This is a genomic window from Pantoea sp. GCM10028869 (assembly GCF_042666835.1).
Taxonomy (GTDB): domain Bacteria; phylum Pseudomonadota; class Gammaproteobacteria; order Enterobacterales; family Enterobacteriaceae; genus Pantoea; species Pantoea leporis.
Map to the genome: position 1 here is coordinate 302,296 of NZ_JBHTGO010000001.1, position 23,000 is coordinate 325,295.

Annotated in this window: 21 protein-coding genes; 5 read left to right on the forward strand and 16 right to left on the reverse strand. The window is 54.2% G+C overall.

The features are described from left to right. The first annotated feature begins 5 nt into the window (after positions 1-5). On the forward strand, positions 6-1,286 hold the full coding sequence (locus ACFQW4_RS01495; protein ID WP_222233954.1) for a type II toxin-antitoxin system HipA family toxin: 1,281 nt from the start codon (positions 6-8) through the stop codon (positions 1,284-1,286). A 97-nt stretch (positions 1,287-1,383) separates the two neighbouring features. Beyond that, entirely contained in the window at positions 1,384-2,487 is a 1,104-nt protein-coding gene (locus tag ACFQW4_RS01500) for an NADH:flavin oxidoreductase/NADH oxidase (protein ID WP_101761475.1), read from the forward strand. A gap of 71 nt (positions 2,488-2,558) precedes the next feature. Here the strand turns inward: ACFQW4_RS01500 and ACFQW4_RS01505 are convergent, their stop codons facing one another. From ACFQW4_RS01505 to ACFQW4_RS01535, 7 genes are all read right to left on the reverse strand, one after another. Next, the gene (locus ACFQW4_RS01505) at positions 2,559-4,211 is read right to left on the reverse strand and encodes a GMC family oxidoreductase (protein ID WP_101761474.1); all 1,653 of its coding nucleotides are present in this window, start codon (positions 4,209-4,211) and stop codon (positions 2,559-2,561) included. Then, positions 4,208-4,726 carry a sorbitol dehydrogenase family protein gene (locus ACFQW4_RS01510; protein ID WP_222183260.1) on the reverse strand — a complete coding sequence of 173 codons (519 nt, stop codon included), beginning with the start codon at positions 4,724-4,726 and terminating at the stop codon, positions 4,208-4,210. Before ACFQW4_RS01510 ends, ACFQW4_RS01505 begins: the two co-directional genes overlap by 4 nt. Beyond that, on the reverse strand, positions 4,716-6,125 hold the full coding sequence (locus ACFQW4_RS01515) for a c-type cytochrome (protein WP_377723347.1): 1,410 nt from the start codon (positions 6,123-6,125) through the stop codon (positions 4,716-4,718). The genes ACFQW4_RS01510 and ACFQW4_RS01515 overlap by 11 nt, the downstream gene beginning before the upstream one ends. A gap of 115 nt (positions 6,126-6,240) precedes the next feature. Next, positions 6,241-6,948: a hypothetical protein gene (locus ACFQW4_RS01520; protein WP_061719467.1), complete on the reverse strand. Its 708-nt coding sequence runs from the start codon at positions 6,946-6,948 to the stop codon at positions 6,241-6,243. Positions 6,949-6,990: 42 nt separating this feature from the next. Beyond that, complete coding sequence (locus ACFQW4_RS01525; RefSeq protein WP_377723350.1) at positions 6,991-8,139, reverse strand: lactonase family protein; 1,149 nt, start codon at positions 8,137-8,139, stop codon at positions 6,991-6,993. A gap of 34 nt (positions 8,140-8,173) precedes the next feature. After that, on the reverse strand, positions 8,174-8,812 hold the full coding sequence (locus ACFQW4_RS01530; protein WP_061719469.1) for an aldolase: 639 nt from the start codon (positions 8,810-8,812) through the stop codon (positions 8,174-8,176). A gap of 13 nt (positions 8,813-8,825) precedes the next feature. Further along, positions 8,826-10,133 (reverse strand): MFS transporter, encoded by a 1,308-nt coding sequence (locus ACFQW4_RS01535; RefSeq protein ID WP_110866923.1) that lies wholly within the window; start codon positions 10,131-10,133, stop codon positions 8,826-8,828. A gap of 263 nt (positions 10,134-10,396) precedes the next feature. Here ACFQW4_RS01535 and ACFQW4_RS01540 point away from each other — a divergent pair, with 263 nt between their 5' ends. Next, positions 10,397-11,431: a LacI family DNA-binding transcriptional regulator gene (locus ACFQW4_RS01540; RefSeq protein ID WP_377723353.1), complete on the forward strand. Its 1,035-nt coding sequence runs from the start codon at positions 10,397-10,399 to the stop codon at positions 11,429-11,431. On the opposite strand, the gene ACFQW4_RS01545 is transcribed toward ACFQW4_RS01540, so the two are convergent. Next, positions 11,428-12,117, reverse strand: coding sequence for a substrate-binding domain-containing protein (locus ACFQW4_RS01545; RefSeq protein ID WP_377723355.1), 690 nt, complete (start codon positions 12,115-12,117; stop codon positions 11,428-11,430). The two genes, ACFQW4_RS01540 and ACFQW4_RS01545, sit on opposite strands and share 4 nt — an antisense overlap. A 2-nt stretch (positions 12,118-12,119) precedes the next feature. Then, positions 12,120-13,367, reverse strand: a complete 1,248-nt coding sequence (locus ACFQW4_RS01550) for an alpha-hydroxy acid oxidase (RefSeq protein ID WP_008106273.1) — start codon at positions 13,365-13,367, stop codon at positions 12,120-12,122. 205 nt (positions 13,368-13,572) lie between these two features. On the opposite strand from ACFQW4_RS01550, the gene ACFQW4_RS01555 reads away from it, so the two are divergent. Further along, positions 13,573-14,238 (forward strand): aspartate/glutamate racemase family protein, encoded by a 666-nt coding sequence (locus ACFQW4_RS01555; RefSeq protein WP_377723357.1) that lies wholly within the window; start codon positions 13,573-13,575, stop codon positions 14,236-14,238. Next, positions 14,232-15,512 (forward strand): 3-oxo-tetronate kinase, encoded by a 1,281-nt coding sequence (otnK, locus tag ACFQW4_RS01560; RefSeq protein ID WP_377723359.1) that lies wholly within the window; start codon positions 14,232-14,234, stop codon positions 15,510-15,512. Before ACFQW4_RS01555 ends, otnK begins: the two co-directional genes overlap by 7 nt. 40 nt (positions 15,513-15,552) lie before the next feature. On the opposite strand, the gene ACFQW4_RS01565 is transcribed toward otnK, so the two are convergent. The 7 genes from ACFQW4_RS01565 to arnT form a co-directional block, all read right to left on the reverse strand. Beyond that, complete coding sequence (locus ACFQW4_RS01565) at positions 15,553-16,773, reverse strand: aromatic amino acid transporter (RefSeq protein ID WP_377723361.1); 1,221 nt, start codon at positions 16,771-16,773, stop codon at positions 15,553-15,555. A gap of 127 nt (positions 16,774-16,900) precedes the next feature. Beyond that, a complete protein-coding gene (locus tag ACFQW4_RS01570; RefSeq protein ID WP_377723363.1) occupies positions 16,901-17,911 on the reverse strand; it encodes a Gfo/Idh/MocA family protein in 1,011 nt (336 codons plus the stop codon). A gap of 11 nt (positions 17,912-17,922) precedes the next feature. Continuing rightward, the gene (locus tag ACFQW4_RS01575; protein WP_377723365.1) at positions 17,923-18,744 is read right to left on the reverse strand and encodes a TIM barrel protein; all 822 of its coding nucleotides are present in this window, start codon (positions 18,742-18,744) and stop codon (positions 17,923-17,925) included. A 131-nt stretch (positions 18,745-18,875) separates the two neighbouring features. After that, the gene (locus tag ACFQW4_RS01580) at positions 18,876-20,312 is read right to left on the reverse strand and encodes a sugar porter family MFS transporter (protein WP_192412950.1); all 1,437 of its coding nucleotides are present in this window, start codon (positions 20,310-20,312) and stop codon (positions 18,876-18,878) included. 329 nt (positions 20,313-20,641) lie between these two features. After that, positions 20,642-21,007 (reverse strand): 4-amino-4-deoxy-L-arabinose-phosphoundecaprenol flippase subunit ArnF, encoded by a 366-nt coding sequence (gene arnF, locus ACFQW4_RS01585; protein ID WP_217548167.1) that lies wholly within the window; start codon positions 21,005-21,007, stop codon positions 20,642-20,644. Next, entirely contained in the window at positions 21,004-21,324 is a 321-nt protein-coding gene (gene arnE / locus ACFQW4_RS01590) for a 4-amino-4-deoxy-L-arabinose-phosphoundecaprenol flippase subunit ArnE (protein WP_336768186.1), read from the reverse strand. Before arnE ends, arnF begins: the two co-directional genes overlap by 4 nt. After that, entirely contained in the window at positions 21,321-22,982 is a 1,662-nt protein-coding gene (arnT, locus tag ACFQW4_RS01595) for a lipid IV(A) 4-amino-4-deoxy-L-arabinosyltransferase (protein WP_377723369.1), read from the reverse strand. The genes arnE and arnT overlap by 4 nt, the downstream gene beginning before the upstream one ends. Positions 22,983-23,000: the final 18 nt, after the last annotated feature.

Sequence of the window (23,000 nt, forward strand, 5' to 3'; positions counted from 1 at the left end):
CGACAATGACCATGATTAGCGTCTACGCCGACTGGAACGGACTCAAGCAACCAAAACGTCTCGGTTATCTGCATATTCGCCGCAGCCGGGCGCGTGAATCTTTTGAATTTCAGTATGATCCGCAAGCGCTTAGCGATCCCGATTTGATGTTGATCCAGTTAGATCCCGGCATCCACTTATTCGAAGGGCCACAATATCCTGCCAACAATCGTGCTGGATTTGGTGTGTTTGGCGATTCCAGCCCCGACAGATGGGGACGCTTATTGATGGAGCGTCGTCTGGAACGCGATATCCGTGGCGGATTATTGCCTTCCGGCACGCGCATGTTTGAATCCGATTTTTTACTGGGGGTTCATGACCTGTATCGCGTGGGTGCTTTGCGTTACCGGCTGGAGGATCAGGGGGAATTTCTTGATAACAGATTGGAAATTGCGGCTCCCCCATTTACTGAAATCGCAGCACTTGAACGTGCAAGCCGCGCGCTGGAAAGCGATCCGGATAACCGTGCTGTTCAGGGACATGAATGGCTCAGGATGTTGATCGCTCCAGGCGGTTCTCTGGGTGGCGCACGGCCCAAAGCCAGTGTGGTTGATGAGGAAGGTCAGCTATTTATCGCCAAGTTCCCCAGCATCCGCGATGAATATGATGTGGGTGGATGGGAAATGGTCGTCAATGCTCTCGCCACGGCTTGTGAACTTGACGTTGCCGCTGCGATGGCGAAAAAATTTGCCAGCGATTATCACTGTTTCATGGTGCGCCGTTTCGATCGCACGCCCGAAGGAAAGCGTCTGCACTTTGCCTCCGCGATGACCATGACTGGCCATATTGATGGCGAAGATGCGTCCACCGGAGTGAGTTATCTCGAACTGGCAGAAGTATTGATTCGTCATGGCTCCCAAACCAATGCTGATTTACGCGAGCTGTGGTCGCGGATTGTCTTTAATATGCTGGTCTCTAACACCGATGATCATCTGCGCAATCATGGATTTATTCTGGTTCCAGGCAAGGGCTGGCGGTTATCTGCCGCCTTCGATCTTAATCCAGTGCCCTATGCTGATGGCCTAAAATTAAATGTGACGGCAGCTGATAATGCGCTTGATCTCGATTTGGCGCGGGAAGTTGCGCCCTATTTCCGGCTGAAGGCACGTGAAGCCGAAACTATTATTGAAAAATTCAGCAGCATTGTTGCGCAATGGCGCATAGTCGCCAGACATTTGGGGTTATCACAACGTGAGCAGGAAAAAATGTCTGATGCGTTTCGACTTGCGGCGGCACATTCCGCTTAACTTACTTTTTGCTACAACATTCAAACTCATAGCCCTCTGCAAAATGCGCTTTTCGCCCTAAGCTTAAAGCCATTCAGCCACTGAAGATGAGGTTTCAATGAGTTTACTGTTTAGTACGACGCAACTGGGTAAGTTAACGCTCGATAATCGCATCGTCATCGCGCCGATGTGCCAATACTCTGCGGAGGATGGCAAAGCCAGCGCCTGGCACCGCATTCATCTCGGGCAACTGGCACTTTCCGGCGCCGGTTTGCTGATCATTGAGGCGACAGCAGTGGAAGCCGCCGGACGTATTTCTCCGGGCGATTTAGGCTTGTGGGATGATGCAACGGAAGCGGCTTTAGCCAGCGTTCTGCAAGATATCCGCCACTATTCTGACACTCCCATTGGTATTCAACTCGGTCACGCCGGACGCAAAGCGTCCTGCGCCGCGCCGTGGCTGGGCGGCAATCAGCTGTCGCTGGAGCAAGGTGGCTGGCAAACCGTTGCACCATCCGCGCAAGCCTTTAATCCTGAAGATCGCGCACCGGTTGCGCTAAGTAAACAGGATCTTGAGCGCCTGAAACTGGCCTTCGTTGACAGCGCGCAGCGTGCGGCGAAACTCGGTATCCAGTTGATTGAACTGCATGCTGCGCACGGCTATTTGCTGCATCAGTTCCTGTCGCCACTGAGTAACCAGCGTGAGGATGAGTACGGCGGCTCGCTGGAGAATCGTCTGCGTTTCCCTCTGGAAGTGTTCCATGCGGTGCGCAGCGCCGTGCCAGATTCAGTGGCGGTAGGTGTGCGCCTCTCTGCAACGGATTGGGTTGACGGTGGCTGGGATGTTGAGCAGTCGATTGTCTTCAGCCAGCAACTCGAAGCGGCGGGCAGCGATTATGTGCACGTCTCCAGCGGCGGCTTGTCACCGCAGCAGAAAATCACGGTTGGTCCCGGTTATCAATTGCCTTTTGCACGCGACATCCGCAAACAGGTAAAGATTCCGGTGATTGGCGTAGGCTTGATTACGGAACCAAAGCAGGCAGAACAAGCATTGCAGGTAGGTGACGCAGATTTGATCGCGCTGGCGCGCGCAGTACTTTACGACCCGCGCTGGCCGTGGCATGCCGCCGCTGAATTGGGCGCGCAGGCCAAAGCGCCACCGCAGTATCTGCGCTCCGAGCCGCACGGCCTGAAAGGCACGCTAATTTCGAATAAAAAGTGATTATTTGAGCCGGTGCGCATCAATGCGCACCGCTCCAACGTAGGGTCGCCATTAGGGCGACCGATTCACACCTAACCTGCTACTTCCGACTTCATGGTCTGCAACATATGCTCAGCCAAACGCAAGCTCAACGCCGCGCCGGTCAAGGTCGGGTTCATGCATGACGCCGACGGCATCACACTGGTCCCGGCAATCCACATATTGGGATGATCGTGCGTGCGGCAATCGCGATCTACCACTGAATTGTGGGGATCATCGCCCATAATGGTGGTGCCCATGATGTGCTGGCGATCCTGAAACTTAGTATCGATCGATAATATTTCCGCATTCAGCAGCTCTGCAAACCTGTGAAAATCCTTGATGCCCGCTTCTTTCCCGGCATGCCAGTAATCCGTCACGCTGTAATAAATCTCCGGCAACGGAATACCAATCGCATCTTTTTTCGTCTTGCTCGGCGTAACGCGGTTTTCCGCCAGCGGCAAGGTTTCAAAATCAATAGCAAAGTTCAGCGAGCGCGCCGACTGGCGGCGGATTTCAGCATCCAGTTTGGAGCCCAGCACGCCTTTCTCAATCAGCGATGCAGCATAATCTGCAGTTGGCACCGTGTTACGCACTTTGATCTTGTAGCTGGGGAAATCCTTGCGGAAGGCGCCATCGCGGTTGTTCAGATACACCAGTAATTCAGTCGGCCCCTGACCTGGCCACACATCTTCTGACATCATCACGTTCATACTAATGCCGGTGTGGCCCATCAAATTGCGCCCCACCTGATCGGAAGAGTTTGCGATGCCGTTGGGATATTTCTCCGACGTCGACATCAACAGTAGCTTGGGCGATTCGATACCGTAGGCCGCCAGCACAAAGTAGTCGGCGGTTAAATGGTGCTCGGAACCATCCGGCTTTTTATACCAAATGCCGGTGATTTTGCCGTCATCCGCCGCTTCAATACGGTAGACCACCGCGTTATCCAGCAGCCTCGCTCCCAAACGTTCCGCTTCATCAATATGCATCGAGCCATCATATTTGGCGGCGATGGGGCAAACCGGATTGCAGTTATTGTTGCCGCCACACATCGGGCGCTTACCCCACGGCTTAGTCGCGCGACCGTTCGGTTCCAGTACCGGGTTATAACCGCCTTTACCCAACATCTCGGTTAGGCGATCAAACAGATAACTGGTTGGTAAACCCGGCATCGGGAATGGCGTAGATCGCGGTGGCCAGGCTTTGCCGCCCTGCCCACTTTCATCTTGTCCATCGACGCCTGAAACGCCCAGCTCATGCTCGGCTTTGCCATACCACGACTCCAGCTCGTCGTAACCAAAAGGCCAGTCGCGGCCACGACCGTAAAGGGTGTTAAGTTTGAAATCGTTGGGGATCATGCGCCACAGCGCGGAGCCAAAGTGCCAGGTTGTGCCACCGACAACGCGCAGGTATTTGGTGGGATATTTAACCGGCCCAACCTGCTGCAAATAGTCACCGTAGGTGGACGGAATATGCGGCGGATTGGGGTAAGGCGAACCCACGCCCTGTAATTTGATGTTGGTTAACGACATCTTGAATGGGGAATTACGGAAACGTTCGACGATTTCCTGACGAGAGACTCGCGGGCCCGCCTCGAGGATGATCACCGATTTACCCGCTTTCGCCATCTGGCAGGCGATCAACCCGCCCATCACGCCCGAGCCAATGATGATCACATCGGCATCGACTTTTTGTGCACTCATGCGCCTTCTCCTGTGGTTGCCACTTTGCCATCTTGCGTTACTGCCCAGTAGAACGGCCCGCCGCCATAGGTTGGGACCACCAGAATATCTTTGGTGGGCAGGTACATCATCGCATCGGCATACGCGATCAACTCCAGATCGCTGCCGTCGCCGACAACGCCGGTGTACCACGCAGAAATGATGCGTTTTGCCGTTTGCCAATCAGAATTATCGGCCCCAAATGCGGCAAGAAATTCGTCGACATGAGCAAAATTATGCTGCTGCAACAATGCCTGCAGGCTGCTAAGCCGGTGTGTGAAGTCGGCATTATGGCGATTTAAGGCATCGAAATAGCGCTGCCCCAAAATCGGGCCGACCGGGCGACTCACCAGGAACTGCGAAACGGTCAGAAAACCATTTTCAGCCAGCTGATCGGCAGCCAGAGCGCGCGCCGGGAACAGGGAATTACACATCGCGCCGAGTGACAAAATACCCATGCCTTGCAGCAAACGACGTCGGGAAAGGTTATGCGCCATGCTTTTTCCCCTTACGCGAAATTGAAACCAGCAGCACCAGTAAAATAATGACAACTACCGCGCCACCGCCCCACACAGCAGGCTGCGACAGGCGTGCAATCAGCGGGCGCTGGCCGCCTTCACGCACGGTTTTCACCTGTTCAGGCGTTACGTTCAGCTGAGCATTACCAAAGTTTTTCAGCACGTAGTTGCTGACGTCGGCAATTTGCCGATCGCTCAGTCGATCGGTAAATAATCCATCCGGGCCGAAAGCGGGCATTACCACATCTTTGCCATCAGCCTGGCGATGTACGCCGTAGACAATGGTGGCAATCAGGTTATCGGCCTGCGGTGCGCCGGTGGCGGTGTTATGGAACAGCGAAGGATAGAAGTGATTGCCCGCACCATCCGCCTGATGGCAGTTAGCGCAAGAGCTGGCGTAAACCTGCCAGCCCGCATCAGGATTTTTAACCGCGCGCAGCGCCGCTTCATCTGTTGCAGGTTTGCCAAGCGCGTCGCGTGGCGAATGGGTGGCCAGAGTCACTACGGGGATCTGCCGCAGATAAGCCACTATCGCCTTGATATCGTCATCAGATAGATGCTGTAAGCTGTGCTCTACAGCTTCCGCCATCGGACCTGCTGCCTGCGCTTTGCCTGCAACATGGCCCGTTTTGAGATATTGCGCGATCTGCGCATTGCTCCAGTTGCCAATGCCGGCTTGTTGATCGGGAGTGATATTCGGCGCATACCAACTGCCCAGGCTGCCACCGCTGAGGGCCTGAGCATTGTTTTGCCCCATCAGCGCGTTACGTGGCGTATGGCAGGTATCGCAGTGCGCCAATGCATTGACAAGATAATCACCGCGATTAACCACATCAGATTTATCTTTTGCCGGAATAAACGGCTTATTATCGGCAAACAGCATATTCCAGAAGAACATACTTGAGCGAATATTAAACGGGAAAGGCAAATCCGTTGCTGGCGGTACATTATCGTCTGCTTTTACACCGTGCATAAAATAAACATACAGCGCGTGCATATCGGCATCAGAAATTTTCACGTATGAGGTGTAAGGCATCGCCGGATAAAGATGTTGCCCCTGTTTATTAATGCCACTTCGCACGGCTTTAACAAAATCTTGTTCGCTATAATCGCCAATGCCGGCGGTTTTTGATGGCGTGATATTACTGGCAACAATATTCCCCAACGGCGAGGAGATAATATAGCCACCCGACATTTCCTTGCCCTGATTCGGTGCGGTGTGGCAAGCTCCACAGTCCGCAGCAATAGCCAGATACTTGCCTTTCGCAATAAGAGCCGCAGACTCAGCTGCATCTTCAGCTTGAGCTGAAAATGTGGCAGACATCAGAATGCTCAACGCGAAAGGCAGACAACACTGTCTCACCTTTCTTGCTTTCATTGTAATTGCTTCCGGTAAATAATTATTAGTATGGTAAAAACAATAATGCACTTCTGTGGCAACCAACAGAAGTGCACATTATCAGACAACGTCAATTCACAAAATACAAACAGTGCTATAACAATTCATAATCATTGAAGATAATATTCTCGCCACTTGCGGCCGTTATATCGACTTTACCTGGCTCGGTTAAAAAGGCATCGCCGGGATGTACCCAAACTTCTTTTACCCGATTGGTATGAGTTTGATCGGCAATCAGTACCCGCCCTTCGGTGAAGAACACGCGCACGCCAGGCCCGTGTTGCGTATATTCGCCGGTACTGGCGCCAGGCTTGAGCGTGACCTTCCAGCCTCTGACGGTTTTCTTATCCAGCACCTGACTAAATGCGGCATTGGCAGGCCGCGAAGCGTTACCGAAATGTTGCGGGCCTGGGATGTTAATTTCGAACGCCACCTGATGATTGACGTTATTTCCGGTATTGGTGACCTTATCCGTATCCGATTTCCCTTGATGCTCACCGAATTTAACATTGCCGCTTTTCATTTCGGTCATGTTTACCGGCTTGTCGGGATATTCTATTTTGACCGGGCTACCCTCAATGTGCGTATTAACATAATCCAGATGCTGCTCATGAAATAGCGTCGATTGTCCGGGTTGAATTAATACGCGCATTACCGTGACGTATTTATTTTCCAGAATGACGTGGTGCAGTGGTTCCAGATCGGTGGCAACCCCTTTTTCAGCCGCTTGTGTCGGTAATCCTGCGCTTAACAGCGTCGAGCACAATAATGTGCTGAATAATGTTTTGCGAATAGTCGACATAAACACTCCTTTTCTTACGATTGAATTAAGTAGAGCAGAAATTTACTCAACGATAGTGACCCAATTAGCGCCCTTGCCGGTAGGGACGCGCTCAATTAATGTCAGTTTGCCAGTGGTTTGATCTATGGAATAGAGCGAAATTTGTGTCGACTTCTGACCCGATTCAATTAAATAGCGCCCGGAATTATCAATAGCAAATCCACGCGGCTGAGTTTCTGTTGGCGTGCTATTAATCAACGTCAATCGACCATCGATCGGTGATACATGAAACGCAGTAATATGACTGCTGGTGCGTTCGGTGGAATAAAGGAAACGTCCATTCGGCGTGATATGAATATCGGCTTGCCATAAACGCGGTTTGGCGGATTTTGGCAAATCATCATCGCCAGTCAGTGGTCGCGCTTCGCCACGCTGCATGTTGGCGGCAATGGCTGGATCGAGTGACGGTGTCGCTTCATGTTCCGTCAGGGTGCCATCTTTATTCAGCGTCAGGCGCGAGATGTTGCCGGCCATTTCGGTCAGCAAATAGAGATTCTGCTCACCCTTCTGGTCCCGCTGCGGTGCAAAGGTGAAATGACGCGGTCCGGTTGCCGACTCGCGTTGGATATTCACAAACGCTGGCGTGTTCACCGTAACGGTTCCGCTGTGGCTATCGAAACGGTATTGCAGCAGTTGATCGGCACCCAGCAGCGGTACATAGAGAAACTGGTTGCTGGGATCGGTCTGAATGGAATGTGCACGTTTTCCGGTATGCACCACCTGCACCGGCGCACTCTCAACTTTACCATCCGCGGCAATGCGATTGATGCTAAACAGATCGCCGCCGTAAGAAGATGAAAGCAGGAATTTCCCGCTCTTATCAAGCGCGACATACGCCATCGCCTCTGGCAGCGGCGTATCCGCAAAATGCTGCAGTGAGCCGTCAGGTTGAATATGCCAGGCCGAAACATGGTAAGGCTTACTGCGAACGGAGACATAAAGTGTCTTGTTATCCTGCGAAACCACCATCGGCATACTTTTCAGGCCGCTGGGATATTCGCCAATCGGTTTCAGCTGGCGCTGCGCCTTTTGCAGTTCGTAGGCCGTCACCGTGCCGCTGTCGCCGTTGGATACGTAGACAAAGGATTTCTCCTGCGCCAATACCGTTGATGCAAAAAGCATCATGCCTGCGGCTATTACCGTCTTTTTCATCTTAGATCTCGTTTTTGTAGGGACAATGCGGGTATTACCAGCGCGTATTAAAGTGTTCGCACAGCTCCAATACGGCTTGTTCTGGCAGCGCGGCGGGCTTATCCACGCAGTTCAGCCAAAGGCGCGCGGTTTCTTCCAGCTCTTCAAGGGCAAAGCTTACCGCTGAAACGGATTTGCCCCACATCACCGGGCCAAGTCTCTCCAGCATCACGCCTCGCACGTCATTGGCCAGTTCAGCCACCTGCGCAGCCACATCGGCATGGCCTGGGCGGCGATAGTCGATTAACGGAATCCGACCGACTTTCATCACCTGATACGGCGTCAGCGGCGGTAAAATGCTGTCGCGCTGCCACACACCCGCTAACGTCAGTTGCACCAGATGCGTCGAATGGGTGTGCACCACGCCGTGCGCCTCCGGGTTGCGATCATAAATCTGGCGATGTAACAGCAGAGTCTTCGATGGCTTGTCGCCCGAAACCCATTCACCGGCGCGATTAACCTTGGCAATCCGGCCGGGCTCCAGATGTCCCAAACAAGCATCGGTTGGCGTAATCAGCCAGCCATCTTCCAGCCGAGCGCTGATGTTTCCCGCGGTGCCGGTGGTATAGCCGCGGTTAAACAGATCGGCTCCCACCTGGCAAATCTCTTCTCGTAAGGACTGTTCGTTTTGCATGTGGTTTCTCCTGTTATTGATTGGCGGTGGCAATGACGTTGGCATCAGATTTGGAGCTAATCGGTAATGGCTCCAGCTTGCCGAGCACAAACATAAAGGTCAGTGCACCCAGCACACAGATGCCACCCGCGACCAGCAACGGCACCACAAATGACCCGTGACTAAGGCTCAGCATTAAGCCTGTGAAGGAAGCCGTAACAATCCCGGCCAGGTTACCGGCAAAGTTCTGAATGCCGCCCAGCGTGGCCACATAATTACTGGCGGGCGCAACGTCGGCTGGCAGCGTCCAAATGTTGGCGGCGGTAAAAGCTAAACCGGCGTAAGTGATGGAAAACAGCGTCAGGATCACCGTAATGCTGTCGGTGAATGCGGCGAAAGCAATCACGCTGGAAAGCAACATGCCGCTGATAAGACAAGTTTTACGCGCCGCCGTCAGGCTAAATCCTTTGCGATACAGGGTATCCGACACAATCCCGCCAAGTAGACTTCCCGGAATCCCCATCAGCGCAGGGATCGCACCCAGCGTCCCCAATTCTTTCAGCGAGAAGCCATGTGCCACAGTCAGATAGGTTGGGAACCAGGTCACAAAGAAATAGGTAGCGAAGTTCATGCAGAAGAAACCAATCATCATTCCCCACACGTTGCGATGGCGGAACAGTGACCACAGTTCAACTTTGGCGTCGGCCTGCGTGGTGGGCAAAGCACGATCTTCCAGCAGATTTTGGCGCTCAGTTTCATCAAGGCCTTTCATCTCTTCAGGCTCACGATAGAAGACTAACCAGATCACCACCCAAATCAGTCCTAATGCGCCAGTCACGATGAAGGACGTTTCCCAATCCCACACGCTGATCAGCCAGGCAACCAGCGGCAGCGCCAGCGCACTGCCGGCACGCGGACCGGCATCAAAGATCCCGCTGGCCGTTGCACGCTGTTTTTTCGGGAACCAGCTGTAAACCACTTTGACACAGCCCGGATTTCCTCCTGCTTCGCCCAGGCCTAATGCTAAGCGCGCCGCAAAAAGAGAAGTGAACCCTTTACCAAACGAGGTAAACACCGTAAACAACGACCACCATCCGACGGCGATGGCCAGTCCGGCACGCGCTCCAAGACGATCGAGTAGACGTCCGGCCGGAATTTGCATCAGCGCATAGGTCCAGAAGAAGGCGCCCAGAATCAGTCCCATGCTGGTGTCATCGAGGCCTAAATCTGCTTTGATGTGCGGTGCGGCGATCGCGAGGTTGATACGATCAATGTAATTGATTGCGATGGCGAAAAAGCAGAACACGATCATCAGCCAGCGAATTCGTGGATATCTGCGCATGGTGAATTCCTTTATGATTTATATAGGGTTAACGAGGTTCTGCGGCCGTAGAGCGGCTGCAGCCCGCGTTGGGGTTAAATTTGGGGGTGACAGTTCGCGAACCTGTTAAAAAAACGTGAGCAGGCACACCCAAACTGATAACATGATGTCAAAAGTAAGCGATTACAAAATTCAGTCAAGCCAAAAGTAAGCGCTTTCAAAATTGATTGTGAGTTGTCTGCAATTTTTGTGGGCAAGCTCACTCTTTCTGCAGGAGTGACTTGATGAGTGAGAAGCAAAATGGATCTGGCCGCGTTTCACTGGATGATGTTGCGCGTCTCTCTGGCGTTTCAACGGCGACGGTTTCACGCGTATTGAACGGCAGCACCACGGTCAAAGCGTCACGCCGTGAAGCGGTGGAAAAGGCCTGCGAGGAGTTGGGATATGTGATTAACCGCGCCGCGCGCACCCTTGCCTCGCGACGCAGCATGACAATTGGCGCGGTGGTCCCCACGCTGGCGACAGAAACCTTTTCGCGTCCGCTGGCGGCGTTTCAGCAACTGATTCATGAAGCCGGCTACACGCTGCTATTGGCCAACTCCAACTTTGATCCGGAAACCGAGCTGAAAGAAGTCAATAAGCTGATTGAGTACGGTATCGATGGTTTGATGCTGGTGGGCAATACCCATCATCCAAAACTGTGGGAGCGCATCATTCAGCAGGATATCGCCTGCGTGCAGACCTTTTCGCAAGACAGAGAAAGACCTTGTGTCGGTTATGACAGCGAGGGTGCGGCTGAAACCCTGGCGCAGCATTTGCTGGGATTAGGGCATCAGCGCTTTGCGGTGATTGTCGGCACGCCGCCTTCGAACGATCGTATTTCAGAACGTCTGAACGGTACGCGCCGCGCCCTGCAGCAGTATGGATTGACGCTGCCGGATACGCATTTAATTGATAACGCCTTCACCATGAATGATGCGCGCAGAGCGGTGTTTCGTTTACTCGATGCGCCGCAGCCGCCCACCGCCATCATCTGCGGGAACGATCTGCTGGCGTTTGGTGCCATGCGCGCGGCGAGCGAGCGTTATCTGCGCATTCCGAATGATGTCTCCATCGTGGGCTTCAACGACTATGAATACGCCGAGCATCTTGAGCATCCGCTGACCACCATGCGCGTGGATTTAGCCTCGATTGGTGAACACGCGGCGCACTATTTGTTGAACACGCTGAATAACTTACCTGCGCAAACGCAGACGCAGATAAGCACCGAGTTGATTGTCCGGGGCAGCAGCGGCTCGGTGCCCCGTCAGGAACGCTAATCGCGCCTGTCCATGCCGAAACGGTTGAACACGTCCGTAACTGACGGCGTTTTCAGCCAGCTCAGAAATGCCTGCGCCTGCTCCGGTTGTCGGGCGCGGCTTAACACCGCTGCCGAGAGCGAAATCGCCTGCTGCGTACCCGCTGGCAGCGGTCCAACGACATCAATGCCCTCCACCATTAGCAGTTCGCTGATCTGCTGTACTGCCAGGTCAGCGTTGCCCTGCACCAGCTGCTCGGCGGTGAAACCTGCAGGAATTACCGTGCCACGCGCGCGCAGTTCCGTATCAATGTTGAGTTGTTTCAACAATTGCGAGAACCAGACACCGCTGGCTCCGGCTTCTGACCAGGCCACCGAACGCGCAGCCAACAAAGTCTGAATCAACGTTTCGCGATTGCTGATATCAGGCTGTGCAGCGCCCGCCCGCACCGCAATTCCGATGGGAGAATCGACCAGTTCGATGCGCGTGCCCGCATCCGCCAGACCCGATTGTGTCAGACGGTCCAGCGTCTCAACCGTGGCGATCACCACATCCGCTTCGGCGCCGGCGTTGAGCTCTTTTTCGATAATGGTGCTGGGATGCCAGCGTATCGCCAGCGGTATATCGGGATGTTGCAACTGCCATTGCGCAACCAGCGTGTTAAACGGCGCGCTCAGTGCGAGCGCGCTATAAATCGTTAACGCCATGATTAATCCTCGCGTGCGAAAAAGGGGGCGCGACGCAGCAGCGCAGCATTAAGTTGCTCAGGCCGTGTTACGCCAATCAGCGCTAAATCGCGATCGATTTCATCCCGCAGGATATGCATGGCATGTTCAACGCCCGCCTGAGCGCCAATCACCGCGCCATACAGGAATGGACGACCAAGAAACACGAAGTCCGCGCCCAGCGCCATCGCTTTCATCACATCGGTGCCGCGACGGATGCCGCTATCAATAATTACCTTCATATTGCCCTTCGCCGCCGCGATTTCAGCGAGCGTATGCAGCGGTGGCACCGTGTGATCCAGCTGACGGCCGCCGTGGTTGGAGAGAATCACCGCATCGGCGCCGAGATCACGCGCGATGAAGGCATCATCCGGCGACATCAGCCCTTTAATCACCAGATTGCCTTTCCATTTTTTACGGATCGCTTCAACGTGCTTCCAGCTGAGTTTGTCGCGTGCATTGGTGTTACGCACTTTGCTCGACATCATCGGCGGGCCGCGTTCAGCATCGGTATTTTCGAAGTGCGGCGCACCATGACGCAGGAAGGTTTGCGCCACCGTGCCCAGCAGCCAGCGCGGACTCATGGCGCTTTGCCACATCACTTTCGGCGTGATTTTTATCGGCATGCTGAAGCCGCTGCGGGTATTGTGTTCACGATTACCCAGCATCGGCGTATCACCGGTCACCACCAGCGTTTTATAGCCTGCGTGTTCAACGCGATCGACTAATCGATCGATGCGCGGTTGATCGCCCGCCAGATAGGCCTGAAACCAGGCGTCCGGATTAGCGGCGATCACCTCTTCCAGCGGAATCAGTGATGAGGCGCTCAGGATCATCGGCACATTCATGGCCCGTGCGGCTTTCGCCAGCATTAAGTCCGCGCGATAGCTGACAAACGACGCGCCACCAAGCGGAGCCACACCGAAGGGATGCGCCCAGTCATGGCCCAATAAATTCACCCGCTGATCGCGGCCCGAAACATCGCGGAACATACGCGGTACAAAGACATATTGCTGATAAGCTTCATGCGCGGCAGCAAGTCCTCTGCCGGTTTCCACGCCGCCTTTCACATACTGATAAATCATATTCGGCAACCGCTTACGCGCATGGCGTTCAAAATCTTCCAGCGCCAGCAGATCACGAAAATGGCGCGGCACCGTATTCGCAGGGCGCACCTGCGCTTCGGGTGTCACGTTAACGTTAATAGCGGTGGTTTCTCCACGAATGGTCATAGTGCGTTCTCAGGGTTAGCTAAAAGTAAGCGATTTCAAAATAGGCATTCAGACGAATGCATTCATTTCTATCCTGACAGATACGCAGTTTTTTTGTGTGACGAGCATCACCTTATCAAGACAAATGTAAGCCCTTACATTTTCATTTCGCCTCAGGTATGGTGTGCTGTAATTCACTTGTGTATCGCTAGTGTCGGAGAAAATGATGAGCCAACGCATAGTTTTACTGCATGCCACGCCGGTGGCGATGCCCTCTATTCAGGAAGCCTTTAACGATCTTTGGCCAGAGGCTGAAGTGGTGAATTTGCTGGATGATGGTTTGACGCTGGATCGCGCTAAAGAGGAACAGCTTTCACGCCAGTTGATTGATCGCTTTGTTGCTTTTGGCCGCTACGGTTATGCGATGAATGCGCAAGGAATTCTGGTGACCTGTTCAGCTTTTGGCCCGGCGATTGATGAACTCTCTGCGGCGTTGCCGGTGCCGGTGCTGAAACCGAATGAAGCGATGTTCGAGGCTGCGCTGCAGCAAGGCGAACGCATCGGCATGCTGGCGACCTTTGGTCCGTCATTAGTGACGATGTGCGATGAGTTTTATCACTATGCCGAACAGATTGGTTCATCCGCAACGCTGGAAAGCGTGCTGGTTCCGGATGCCATTGACCTGCTGCGTAAAGGTGACGTCGCCAGCCACAATCGTCTGGTCGCAGAGTTCGCGCCGCAGTTAAGTCACTGCGATGTAATTATGCTGGCTCACTTCTCCACCTCGCGCGCCGCCGACGCCGTGCGTGAAAAAGTCTCGATTCCGGTGTTAACGGCACCGCATGCCGCGGTAAAAAAAATGCAGTTAGCGATTGGAGGCTCATCATGCTGATTGGGGTCATCGCCGATGATTTTACCGGTGCCAGCGATATCGCCGTCACGCTGTCGAAAGGATTGCTGGGCGAAGGCGGATTGCGCACGACGCAATATCTTGGCGTACCGCAACAGCCTGCCGAGGAACAGGTGGAAGCAGGCGTCATTGCTTTGAAATCACGCTCTTTGCCAGCACAGGAAGCCGTTCAACAATCGCTGGCTGCTTGTGAATGGCTGTTGCAGCAAGGCTGTGCGCAGATCGTGTTTAAATATTGCTCGACCTTCGACTCGACCGATGCCGGCAATATTGGTCCGGTACTCGATGCGCTGGCTCAGCGATTAGCGGCGCGCAATGTGATTGTCTGCCCGGCATTTCCCGCGATGGGCCGTACGCTTTATCAGGGCAATTTGTTTGTGCATGACCGTCCGCTGAATGAATCAGGTATGGAGCATCATCCTCTGACGCCAATGAAGGATGCGGACATCCGCCGTTTGCTGGCGCGCCAGGCGAAAACGCGCGTCAGCCACATTGGCTGGCAGCAAGTGGTGCGAGGCAGTGAAGCACTGCGCGAGATACTGCAAGACCAAACAGATGAGGAAACGCAATTGGTGGTGGTGGATGCCCTCAGCGATCACGATTTAACGCTGATCGGCATCGCCGCTGCAGGAGAGAAGTTGATCAGTGGTGGATCGGGCATCGCGCTTGCCCTGCCGCACAACTTTATCAGCGCCGGTAAAGCACAAGGTAATAACAGTAAGTTTCCTGCCATTAAAGGTTCCAGCGCCATTTTAGTTGGCAGTTGTTCAGGTGCGACGCGCGGACAAATAGAGGAACACCAAAAACAGCATGCGGTGCTGGCCATTGAGATTGAGGATGTGATGGCGGAACGTATTGATGCTGACGATCTCGTGGACTTCATCCTCACCCATCAGGAACGTTGTCCGCTGATCTATTCCTCAGGCGATCCGGCAGTAGTGAAGCAAGCGCAGCAGCAGTTTGGCCAACACAACATCTCGCAACGCCTTGATCGGTTATTTGGTGATACGGCACGCAAATTGGTGCTTGAAGCAGGCATTCAGCGCTTAGTGGTTGGCGGCGGGGAAACTTCGGGCGCGGTGGTCAGCGCGTTAAATTTGGGTTCGCTGCAGGTTGGAAGTGAAATCGATCCTGGCGTGCCCGCCCTGTTTGCTCAGGGCGAGCGGCCGCTGGCGCTGGCGCTTAAATCGGGGAATTTTGGTCGGCGCGACTTCTTCTCGCATGCCCTTAACGTATTAGCCGGTTCTACGCATTAAATTGAAGACAACGTCGCGCTGACGTTGTCTTCTTCTCACTCTAACGGCCACCAAATTCCGGTAACACCCCAAACCAGCTCAACAGCCAGGCCAATATATTCATCGCGCCAAACACCAACAGAAAAGCCACCGCCAGCGAACAGCGTTGCTGAGATTTCCATGCCAGCAGTGCGGGGATGATCACCGCCCACAAGGTAGCAAACAGTCCGGCAAAACCAATCGCGGCGACAAAGCCATTCGGCCACCAAATCGAGGCAAGTAACGGCGGCAGGAAAGTCAGGCTGGCGGTTTTCAGGCGTGCGACGGATGAATTCCCGAATCCCAGACGATCGGCGATGAAATCAAACAGACCGGCGGTGACGCCAAGGAATGAGGCAATCACGGCGAAATGCGAGAAGATCGACATCATCAGCGCCAGCGCATTGACGTGCAGATGCGCACGCAGCGCCGCCATCAGCGCAGCGATATCGCCGCCCTGCTTCACAATCTCAGGAAACGCGGCGCGCGGTAGATTTCCCATGGTGCTGGTTAGCCAAAACAGATACAGCGCCAGCGACAGCAGCGTTCCCAACACCAAAGCCCGCGTGATGTTCTGCTTATTGCCGCCGTAATAGCTCACCAGACCGGTGATGTTGCCGTGGTAACCAAACGAAGCGAGACAAAACGGCAGCACGCCGAGTGCATAAGGCCAGTAACGTTCACCGGCAGCGGGTCCGCTCAGTAACGACGGCACGTTCACCTGCGTCAGAAGGCCGCCAAACAGCACGATCAACAGCAGAATTTTCGCCAGCACGCAGAAGGTCATCAAGCGACTGACGCCCGTCGTACCGAGCCAAACGACGACGGCGACGCACAGCGTCAGCAACACCTTGGCTTCCGCGGTTGAGATGGGTAATCCCAACTGACTGATTGAGTGCTGATAGACCGGGCCGCTGGCTGAAATGTAGGCGTATGTCAGGATGCCAAGGACGAATAAGATGCTGAGGCCGTTCAGCGCCGCCCAGCCGCGTCCAAGCAAATCTTTGGTTAAAGTGTCGTATCCAGCGCCCGGCGGATACGTGAGGCTGACGCGCATAAACAACAAGCCGGACAGCAACATGCCGCCCCAGCTGATCAGCAGTAACATCATCGCCCAGCCAAACCACGCGCCCGCCATCACCACCGGCAGCGTAAACATCCCTGCGCCCACCACGGTGCCGCAAATAATCATCGCGCCCCACCATACGGAAGGCTGGCGGCGGGACAATGTCATCTCCGTCATCACTTATTCCCTACAAAACATCTTAAAGGCGGCGATGATACACGGGAAAACGCTGAAAAGAGAGTGTGATACGCGATAATACGCGCGCCAGTTCAACCTAACGCGCGTTTAAGGAAGGGAAAGCAACTTAGTTATAAAACGCCGGTTTCGCTGGCATAGTGACCGGTACGATGTCTCCGGATTTTTGCGCCGCAACGCAGGCATCGGCAGCAACCGCCGCAGCGAAGCCATCCCAAGCAGACGGGCCGGTCATCTCACCCGACAACACGTTATTGATGAAGTCCTGCAACTCCACGTCATAGGCATCGATGAAACGCTTTTTCCAGTCGGTAAGAATGCTGGTGGAGAGTTTGGCCGCGCTGCGCGTCTGTACCGACATCGGTTCAGGCAGGCACGCAATGCCGCTTTCGCCGACCACTTCACATTGAATATCGTAGCCGTAAGCGCAGTTAACGAAGATTTCGACGTCGATGCGCACGCCTTTGGCGGTTTCCAGCAGCACGATTTGCGGGTCTTTCAGATGCGAGGCGGCTTTACTGGTTGAGCGCGGGTAGATCACCTGCGCACTAACGTAATCATCTTTCAGCAACCAGCGCAGCACATCAAGCTCATGAATCAACGTATCGGTGATCGCCATATCAGTAGTGTAGGAATCGCCGACTTCGGGATTGCGATGCGCGCAGTGCAGCATCAGCGGTTCGCCGATGTCACCCTTCTCAATCACCGCTTTCAGCGCGCGGTAGCCCGCGTCGTAAGGACGCATAAAGCCGACCTGCACCAGCTTCTTACCGGCGGCGATTTCCGCTTCCACGATGTTCATACAACCCTGCGCGGTGACCGCCAGCGGCTTTTCGCAGAACACCGCCTTGCCGGCTTTGATCGCTGCCAGCACAAACTCTTCATGGGTTGGGCCCCACGAGGTGACCAGAATCGCCTGCACCTCTGGCGCGTTAATCAGATCATGTGCGTTGTCGTAAATCTCCGCCTGAATGCCGAAATCGTGGATGATCTGCTCGCAGTTGCTGCGGTTGATGTCATTCAGCGCCACCACACGCGAATGTTGCAGCACCAGGCTGCAACGACGAATGTGTTCGCGACCGATCGCGCCCGTGCCAATTACACCGATATTGAGCGTCATGGAAGTGTTCCTTAGTTATTCAGGTAAGCAATGCTGGAGTGGATTTCACGAGCAATTTGTTCTTCGCTCCAGTTATCCATCACCGACGAAAACGGTTCGAAAGCGTAAATGCCGCGATAGCCCATCTCTTCCAGACGCTGCACTTGTTGTTTCGATTTCAGCACATCGTCGGCGCTTAACATGATGCGCTCTTCGTCGGTTAACTGATGCGTTGGGCGCGCGTCGGTCACGCCGGACAAATGCACCAGCCCGATATTGTTGACGTCGACGCCGCCAGCAAAGTCTTGTTCAGCCCCTTCGTACAAATGATGGTGAAAGGTATCCAGTACGATTTTGAACGGCGAGCCGGCTTGTTTGATCAGCTGTTGTGCCAGCGCGGCAGAACGCAGCGAACTTTGCGGGAAACCGAGCGGCTCCACGAGACCGGCAATGCCATATTCGGCAAACAGTGGCGCCAGCGTTTTTAACGCATCGACGGTTTGCTGCTGGGAAATAACGGTGCCGTCATTCAGTGGGCAAAGGACTAACGCTTTCGCACCGGTGGCACGCGCGTCTTTTAATAAAGCGCGCGTTTTCTCCAGCACGTCATCGCTTAATTGGTTAAACGGATAAACCGCATTAATAGTTTCAATGGTAAAAGCATGCTGCGTCGCGAGATCGCGAACTTCTTCGCCTGTTAAATTATCGGTCACGCTACCACTTTTCATATCATTGCGGATTTCGACTTTATTTAACCCCAGCTTTTCAACCAGCGAGAAAAAACGCTCGAGACTAAGATTAGGCGCGATTTTACGATTAACGCAGAGTCGGTCATGGCTTATTTTGTAGGTCATGGTGTGTTCTATCCTGAAAGGGTAATATTTATTAGGTTCTGTTTTGTCATGTCGCGTCGATATCTTGCGATAGTAAGCGATGTTGTTTTGCTGCTCTGCCAGAACCTTGATTGATTTACATCAATGCAACATCATTTGTACAACTCATGGAAATAGTGCTCGACCTGTTCCAGGCTGCGTCCTTTGGTTTCCGGGATGGTGCGCAACACGAACATCGATCCCCCAATACCAATCACGGCAAAGGTTAAGAAGGCACCGGCCAGACCAAATGCCGCCAACAGCAACGGGAACGCCATGGAAATGGCGAAGTTGGCCATCCACAACGCAAATACCGCGCCGCCCATGCAAATACCGCGCATCCGCGCTGGAAAGATCTCGGAAAGTAATAGCCAGGTAACCGGCGACAACGCGCCTTGCTGGAAGCACAGAAACATCAGCATGCCCGCCAGCACCAGATAGGCGCGCAGCAGATTGACGTCGCCTGCCGGGTGATATTCCGGCATGAAGAAACACACCGCGGCGATAAAAAACAGGCACGCGGTGCAGCCCATCTGACCAACCAGTACCAGCGGACGACGGCCGATTTTGCCGATCATCCAGATACCGATCAGCGTCATCAGCACCGAAATCACGCCGTTGGCGATGGTGGCGAACAGCGCGGCATCGTTGCTCAAGCCGGTTGCCGTCAGCATGGTAGGCGCGTAATACATGATGGTGTTGACGCCGGTCAGCTGCTGAATCGCCGCGATGCCGATACCAAGCAGGAACACTTTGCGCAGCCACGGCGTACGCAAATCGCGCAGGCGGCCTTTGCCCTGTTGCCGGTTCTCTTCGATGGTTTCTTCTATCTCTTCCAGCTCCCATTCGACGTCATCGGCCGCGCGGGTTTTCTCCAGTACTTTGCGTGCTTGCTGGCTATTACCGCGCATTACATGCCAGCGCGGGCTTTCCGGCATAAAGATCATGCCCAACCACAGCAATACTGCGGGCACAGTTGAGATAGCGATCATCCAGCGCCACGTGTGTTCTCCACCCCAGATTTCATTGAAAGTGGCGTTGGACACGTACGCCAGCAACTGACCTGAAACAATCATCAGCTCCTGCAAGGTCACCAGTTGACCGCGCTTGTTCGCCGGGGCAATTTCCGCGATATACACCGGCACCGTGGCCGCTGCGCCACCGACGGCGATACCGAGGAACAGACGTGAAGCAATCATTGAGATGACATCCGGCGCGAAGGCCGAACCGATGGCGCCAAGGGCAAAAATAAAGGCCAGAGAAATGATGATCTTGCGGCGTCCCAGCGCGTCCGCGAAATGACCGGCGAGCAGCGCGCCAAAAGCGGCGCCAAACAGCAGTGAACTGGTGACTAACCCGGTGGTAAAGGGCGTGAGCTGTAGATCGTCACGCATAAAGAGTAAAGCGCCTGATACTACACCGGTATCGTAGCCGAACAGCAATCCACCCAGCGTGGCGACCAGCGCAATAATTTTAACAAATGGCTCGGTGCGCGTGGCGCTATTGGGGCCGGAAGCGGTGTTAGTGGATATATAAAGTTCTCTTTCCATAATACCTCCTGGTGAAAAAAATTAAGGAAATACGGCAGAACAAAACAGAGCACTCACGCTAGCGGTGTTTTTATTTCATGTTAATTTTTATTTGAAATTTGTTTTTCGAAGTGTGAGTTCAAGCATTTTGGGATTTTTATTTTGATGGATTTACATCAGGGTGATGTGTTTATTTAGGGAGGGCTTTAAGGGGAGAAATAAAAAAGATCGCCATGAGTGGCGTAATGCCTTTCAATTAAGCGCCGTGTCACATCACTGCACCTTCCGAAGCGGCGCGATTTATCGCGCAATAAATTGCGCCGCTACGGTATGTGCATAAATAAACACCATCACCTACGGCGCGGCAGCGAAACCAGCATTAAGCCAAACACGATCAGCACCACGCCAGCAAAGCTACTCCAGCGGAAGGTTTCGCCCAAAATCGGCAAGGAAATCGCGGCCAGCCACACCAGCACATAGCTTAAACTGAGCAGCGGATAGAGCCGGTTAAGCGGCAGCTGGCGCAGCGCCAGCATCCAGCACAACATCGACAGCGCATACGCCCCGAGGCCCATCGCCAACAGCAGCAGCGCTTTCCAGTGCTGCACACTCAGCAATTCGCTTAATGGCGGGAAATCCAGCATCGCCAACCGCAGCACCAGTTGCGCCAGCGATACCAGCAACACGCTGCACAGCGCCAGCATCACGCCTTTCATAGATGACTTCCCATCAGCGCCACGCCAGCAACAATCGCCAGCGTGCCGATCCACTGCTGCACGCTGTAAGTTTCACGCCAGATCAGCCGCGCGGCGATGGCCACCAACACAAAGTTGAGACTCAACATCGGATACGCCACGCTCACCGGCACCACGCGCAATACCGCCAGCCACAGCAGCATGCCGATACCGAGCAGCAGGATGCTGAGCATTAGCCAAAAAACCCCCTTTTTGATACCGAGATGGGCCGCCTGCTTCTGACATAGCTGGGCGGCACAGCTCAGCACGCTCACCAGTAAAATCAGCAGCAGATTCATGGTTTAGCATCATAGCCGTAGTAAACCAGGCGGCCCTGACGATAGACATCATCCGGTTCCGGCAGGTTTTTATCCGGCGTGCTGTCGCTGGCATTCAGCATCAACACCAGCGAAACCTTGCCCAGACGACGATGGATACGCAGCCAGTCGGCAAAGTTATCTGCATTAATATAATGTGACTTTGCATCTGGATAACTCAGGCCATATTGCAATTCGCCTTTGGCATCGTAGAAATTGATGTCGCTGCGCTGCAGTTCCCAGGCCACCGCCGATGCCACGCCAGGATTGTTTGCCAGCAGATAACGGCTATCCGCCAGCTGATCGTGTACCGCGCTAACAAAACTTTGTGGCTGCTTGGCATCGCGCACCTTATCAGGAATGGCAAAACCTACCAGTAACGCCAGCGCCAGCGGACAGAGCGCGGCTAACTGCCAGCGCCCCTTCTCCGGCTTGCGGCTCAGCCAGCCCATCACGGCCCAACCTATAAAGGAGAGCGCCGCACAGAGCACGCCCATCCCTTCATCGCCGCTATAAACCGGACGATGCGCAACGCCCCAGGGTGCCAGCACCACTAAAACCACAATGGTGATGACCAAAGCGAACAGCAGATTGATCCAACCATTCACCTTTAGCGCTGTAACCACCTTTGTCGAAGCGCTGTGCGCGTAATGCGCCATCAGCAAGGCCAGCGGCGCGAAGCACGGTAAAATGTAGGTCGGCAGTTTGCCTTTAGCGATGCTGAAAAACAGCAGCGGTAACAGCACCCAGCTCAACAGATAAATCGAACCCGCTTGCTGGCTGCGCTGACGCCACGCACCAACCAGCGATCCCGGCAGCAGCGCCAGCCACGGCAAACAGCCTGCCAACAGCACCGGAATGTAATACCAGAATGGCGCTTTGTGCTGCGCGTCCGACTCGGCGAAACGCTGTATATGCTCGACCCAGAAGAAGTAATGCCAGAAATCGCCTTCCTGCTGATGAATCGCCAGCGCCCACGGCGTGCTGAGCAGCGCAGCGACCAACATCGTCAGCGGCCCCCAACGCAGCAATTCACCAAAGCGACGTTGCCAGATGGCCCACGGCAGAATCGCCAATACTGGCACCGCCAGCGCGAGGAAACCTTTGGTCATAAAGCCCATCGCGCAGGCCGCACCCAGCAACACATATCCGATCAATCGTTGCCGCGTGCTACTGGCCTGCGACGCCAGCCAGTAACTGCACATTGCCGCGACCAGCCACAGCATCAGGATCGGATCGAGCACCGCGTAAGTGCCGACGCCGTACACCAGCAACGAGGTGAGAAAAATAATGCTGCCGCTCAGCGCGATTTTACGGCTGGCGAACATCTGCGTGCCGAGCCAATACACCAATACCGCGCTCAACGTGGTGCTGAAAATCGATCCTGCGCGCACGCCAAAGTTGGTGTGACCAAACAGCAACTGGCCGAGGTTATTGACCCAATAACCGGCAATCGGTTTCTCGAAGTAGCGCAGATCGAAGAAATGCGGCACCACCCAATTGCCGCTAAACAGCATTTCCCGGCTGATTTCGGCATAGCGGGTTTCGTCCGGCTGCCATAAGGCGCGGAACTCAATTGGCATCAGGTAAAACAGCGCGAAGAGCGCGATAAGTAACGCGGTTTTAGTGCCTGTACGCATCCGTGGTTCCTGTAAAAA

Coding starts and splice junctions, on each gene's coding strand:
- ACFQW4_RS01525 (WP_377723350.1), bottom strand. CDS start 8,139: ATGAAAAAGACGGTAATAGCCGCAGGCATGATGCTTTTTGCATCAACG.
- ACFQW4_RS01575 (WP_377723365.1), bottom strand. CDS start 18,744: ATGACCTACAAAATAAGCCATGACCGACTCTGCGTTAATCGTAAAATC.
- ACFQW4_RS01500 (WP_101761475.1), top strand. CDS start 1,384: ATGAGTTTACTGTTTAGTACGACGCAACTGGGTAAGTTAACGCTCGAT.
- ACFQW4_RS01565 (WP_377723361.1), bottom strand. CDS start 16,773: ATGACGGAGATGACATTGTCCCGCCGCCAGCCTTCCGTATGGTGGGGC.
- ACFQW4_RS01510 (WP_222183260.1), bottom strand. CDS start 4,726: ATGGCGCATAACCTTTCCCGACGTCGTTTGCTGCAAGGCATGGGTATT.
- ACFQW4_RS01580 (WP_192412950.1), bottom strand. CDS start 20,312: ATGGAAAGAGAACTTTATATATCCACTAACACCGCTTCCGGCCCCAAT.
- otnK (WP_377723359.1), top strand. CDS start 14,232: ATGCTGATTGGGGTCATCGCCGATGATTTTACCGGTGCCAGCGATATC.
- ACFQW4_RS01520 (WP_061719467.1), bottom strand. CDS start 6,948: ATGTCGACTATTCGCAAAACATTATTCAGCACATTATTGTGCTCGACG.
- ACFQW4_RS01495 (WP_222233954.1), top strand. CDS start 6: ATGACCATGATTAGCGTCTACGCCGACTGGAACGGACTCAAGCAACCA.
- arnT (WP_377723369.1), bottom strand. CDS start 22,982: ATGCGTACAGGCACTAAAACCGCGTTACTTATCGCGCTCTTCGCGCTG.
- ACFQW4_RS01545 (WP_377723355.1), bottom strand. CDS start 12,117: ATGGCGTTAACGATTTATAGCGCGCTCGCACTGAGCGCGCCGTTTAAC.
- ACFQW4_RS01555 (WP_377723357.1), top strand. CDS start 13,573: ATGAGCCAACGCATAGTTTTACTGCATGCCACGCCGGTGGCGATGCCC.
- ACFQW4_RS01550 (WP_008106273.1), bottom strand. CDS start 13,367: ATGACCATTCGTGGAGAAACCACCGCTATTAACGTTAACGTGACACCC.
- ACFQW4_RS01540 (WP_377723353.1), top strand. CDS start 10,397: ATGAGTGAGAAGCAAAATGGATCTGGCCGCGTTTCACTGGATGATGTT.
- ACFQW4_RS01570 (WP_377723363.1), bottom strand. CDS start 17,911: ATGACGCTCAATATCGGTGTAATTGGCACGGGCGCGATCGGTCGCGAA.
- arnE (WP_336768186.1), bottom strand. CDS start 21,324: ATGAATCTGCTGCTGATTTTACTGGTGAGCGTGCTGAGCTGTGCCGCC.
- ACFQW4_RS01515 (WP_377723347.1), bottom strand. CDS start 6,125: ATGAAAGCAAGAAAGGTGAGACAGTGTTGTCTGCCTTTCGCGTTGAGC.
- arnF (WP_217548167.1), bottom strand. CDS start 21,007: ATGAAAGGCGTGATGCTGGCGCTGTGCAGCGTGTTGCTGGTATCGCTG.
- ACFQW4_RS01505 (WP_101761474.1), bottom strand. CDS start 4,211: ATGAGTGCACAAAAAGTCGATGCCGATGTGATCATCATTGGCTCGGGC.
- ACFQW4_RS01535 (WP_110866923.1), bottom strand. CDS start 10,133: ATGCGCAGATATCCACGAATTCGCTGGCTGATGATCGTGTTCTGCTTT.
- ACFQW4_RS01530 (WP_061719469.1), bottom strand. CDS start 8,812: ATGCAAAACGAACAGTCCTTACGAGAAGAGATTTGCCAGGTGGGAGCC.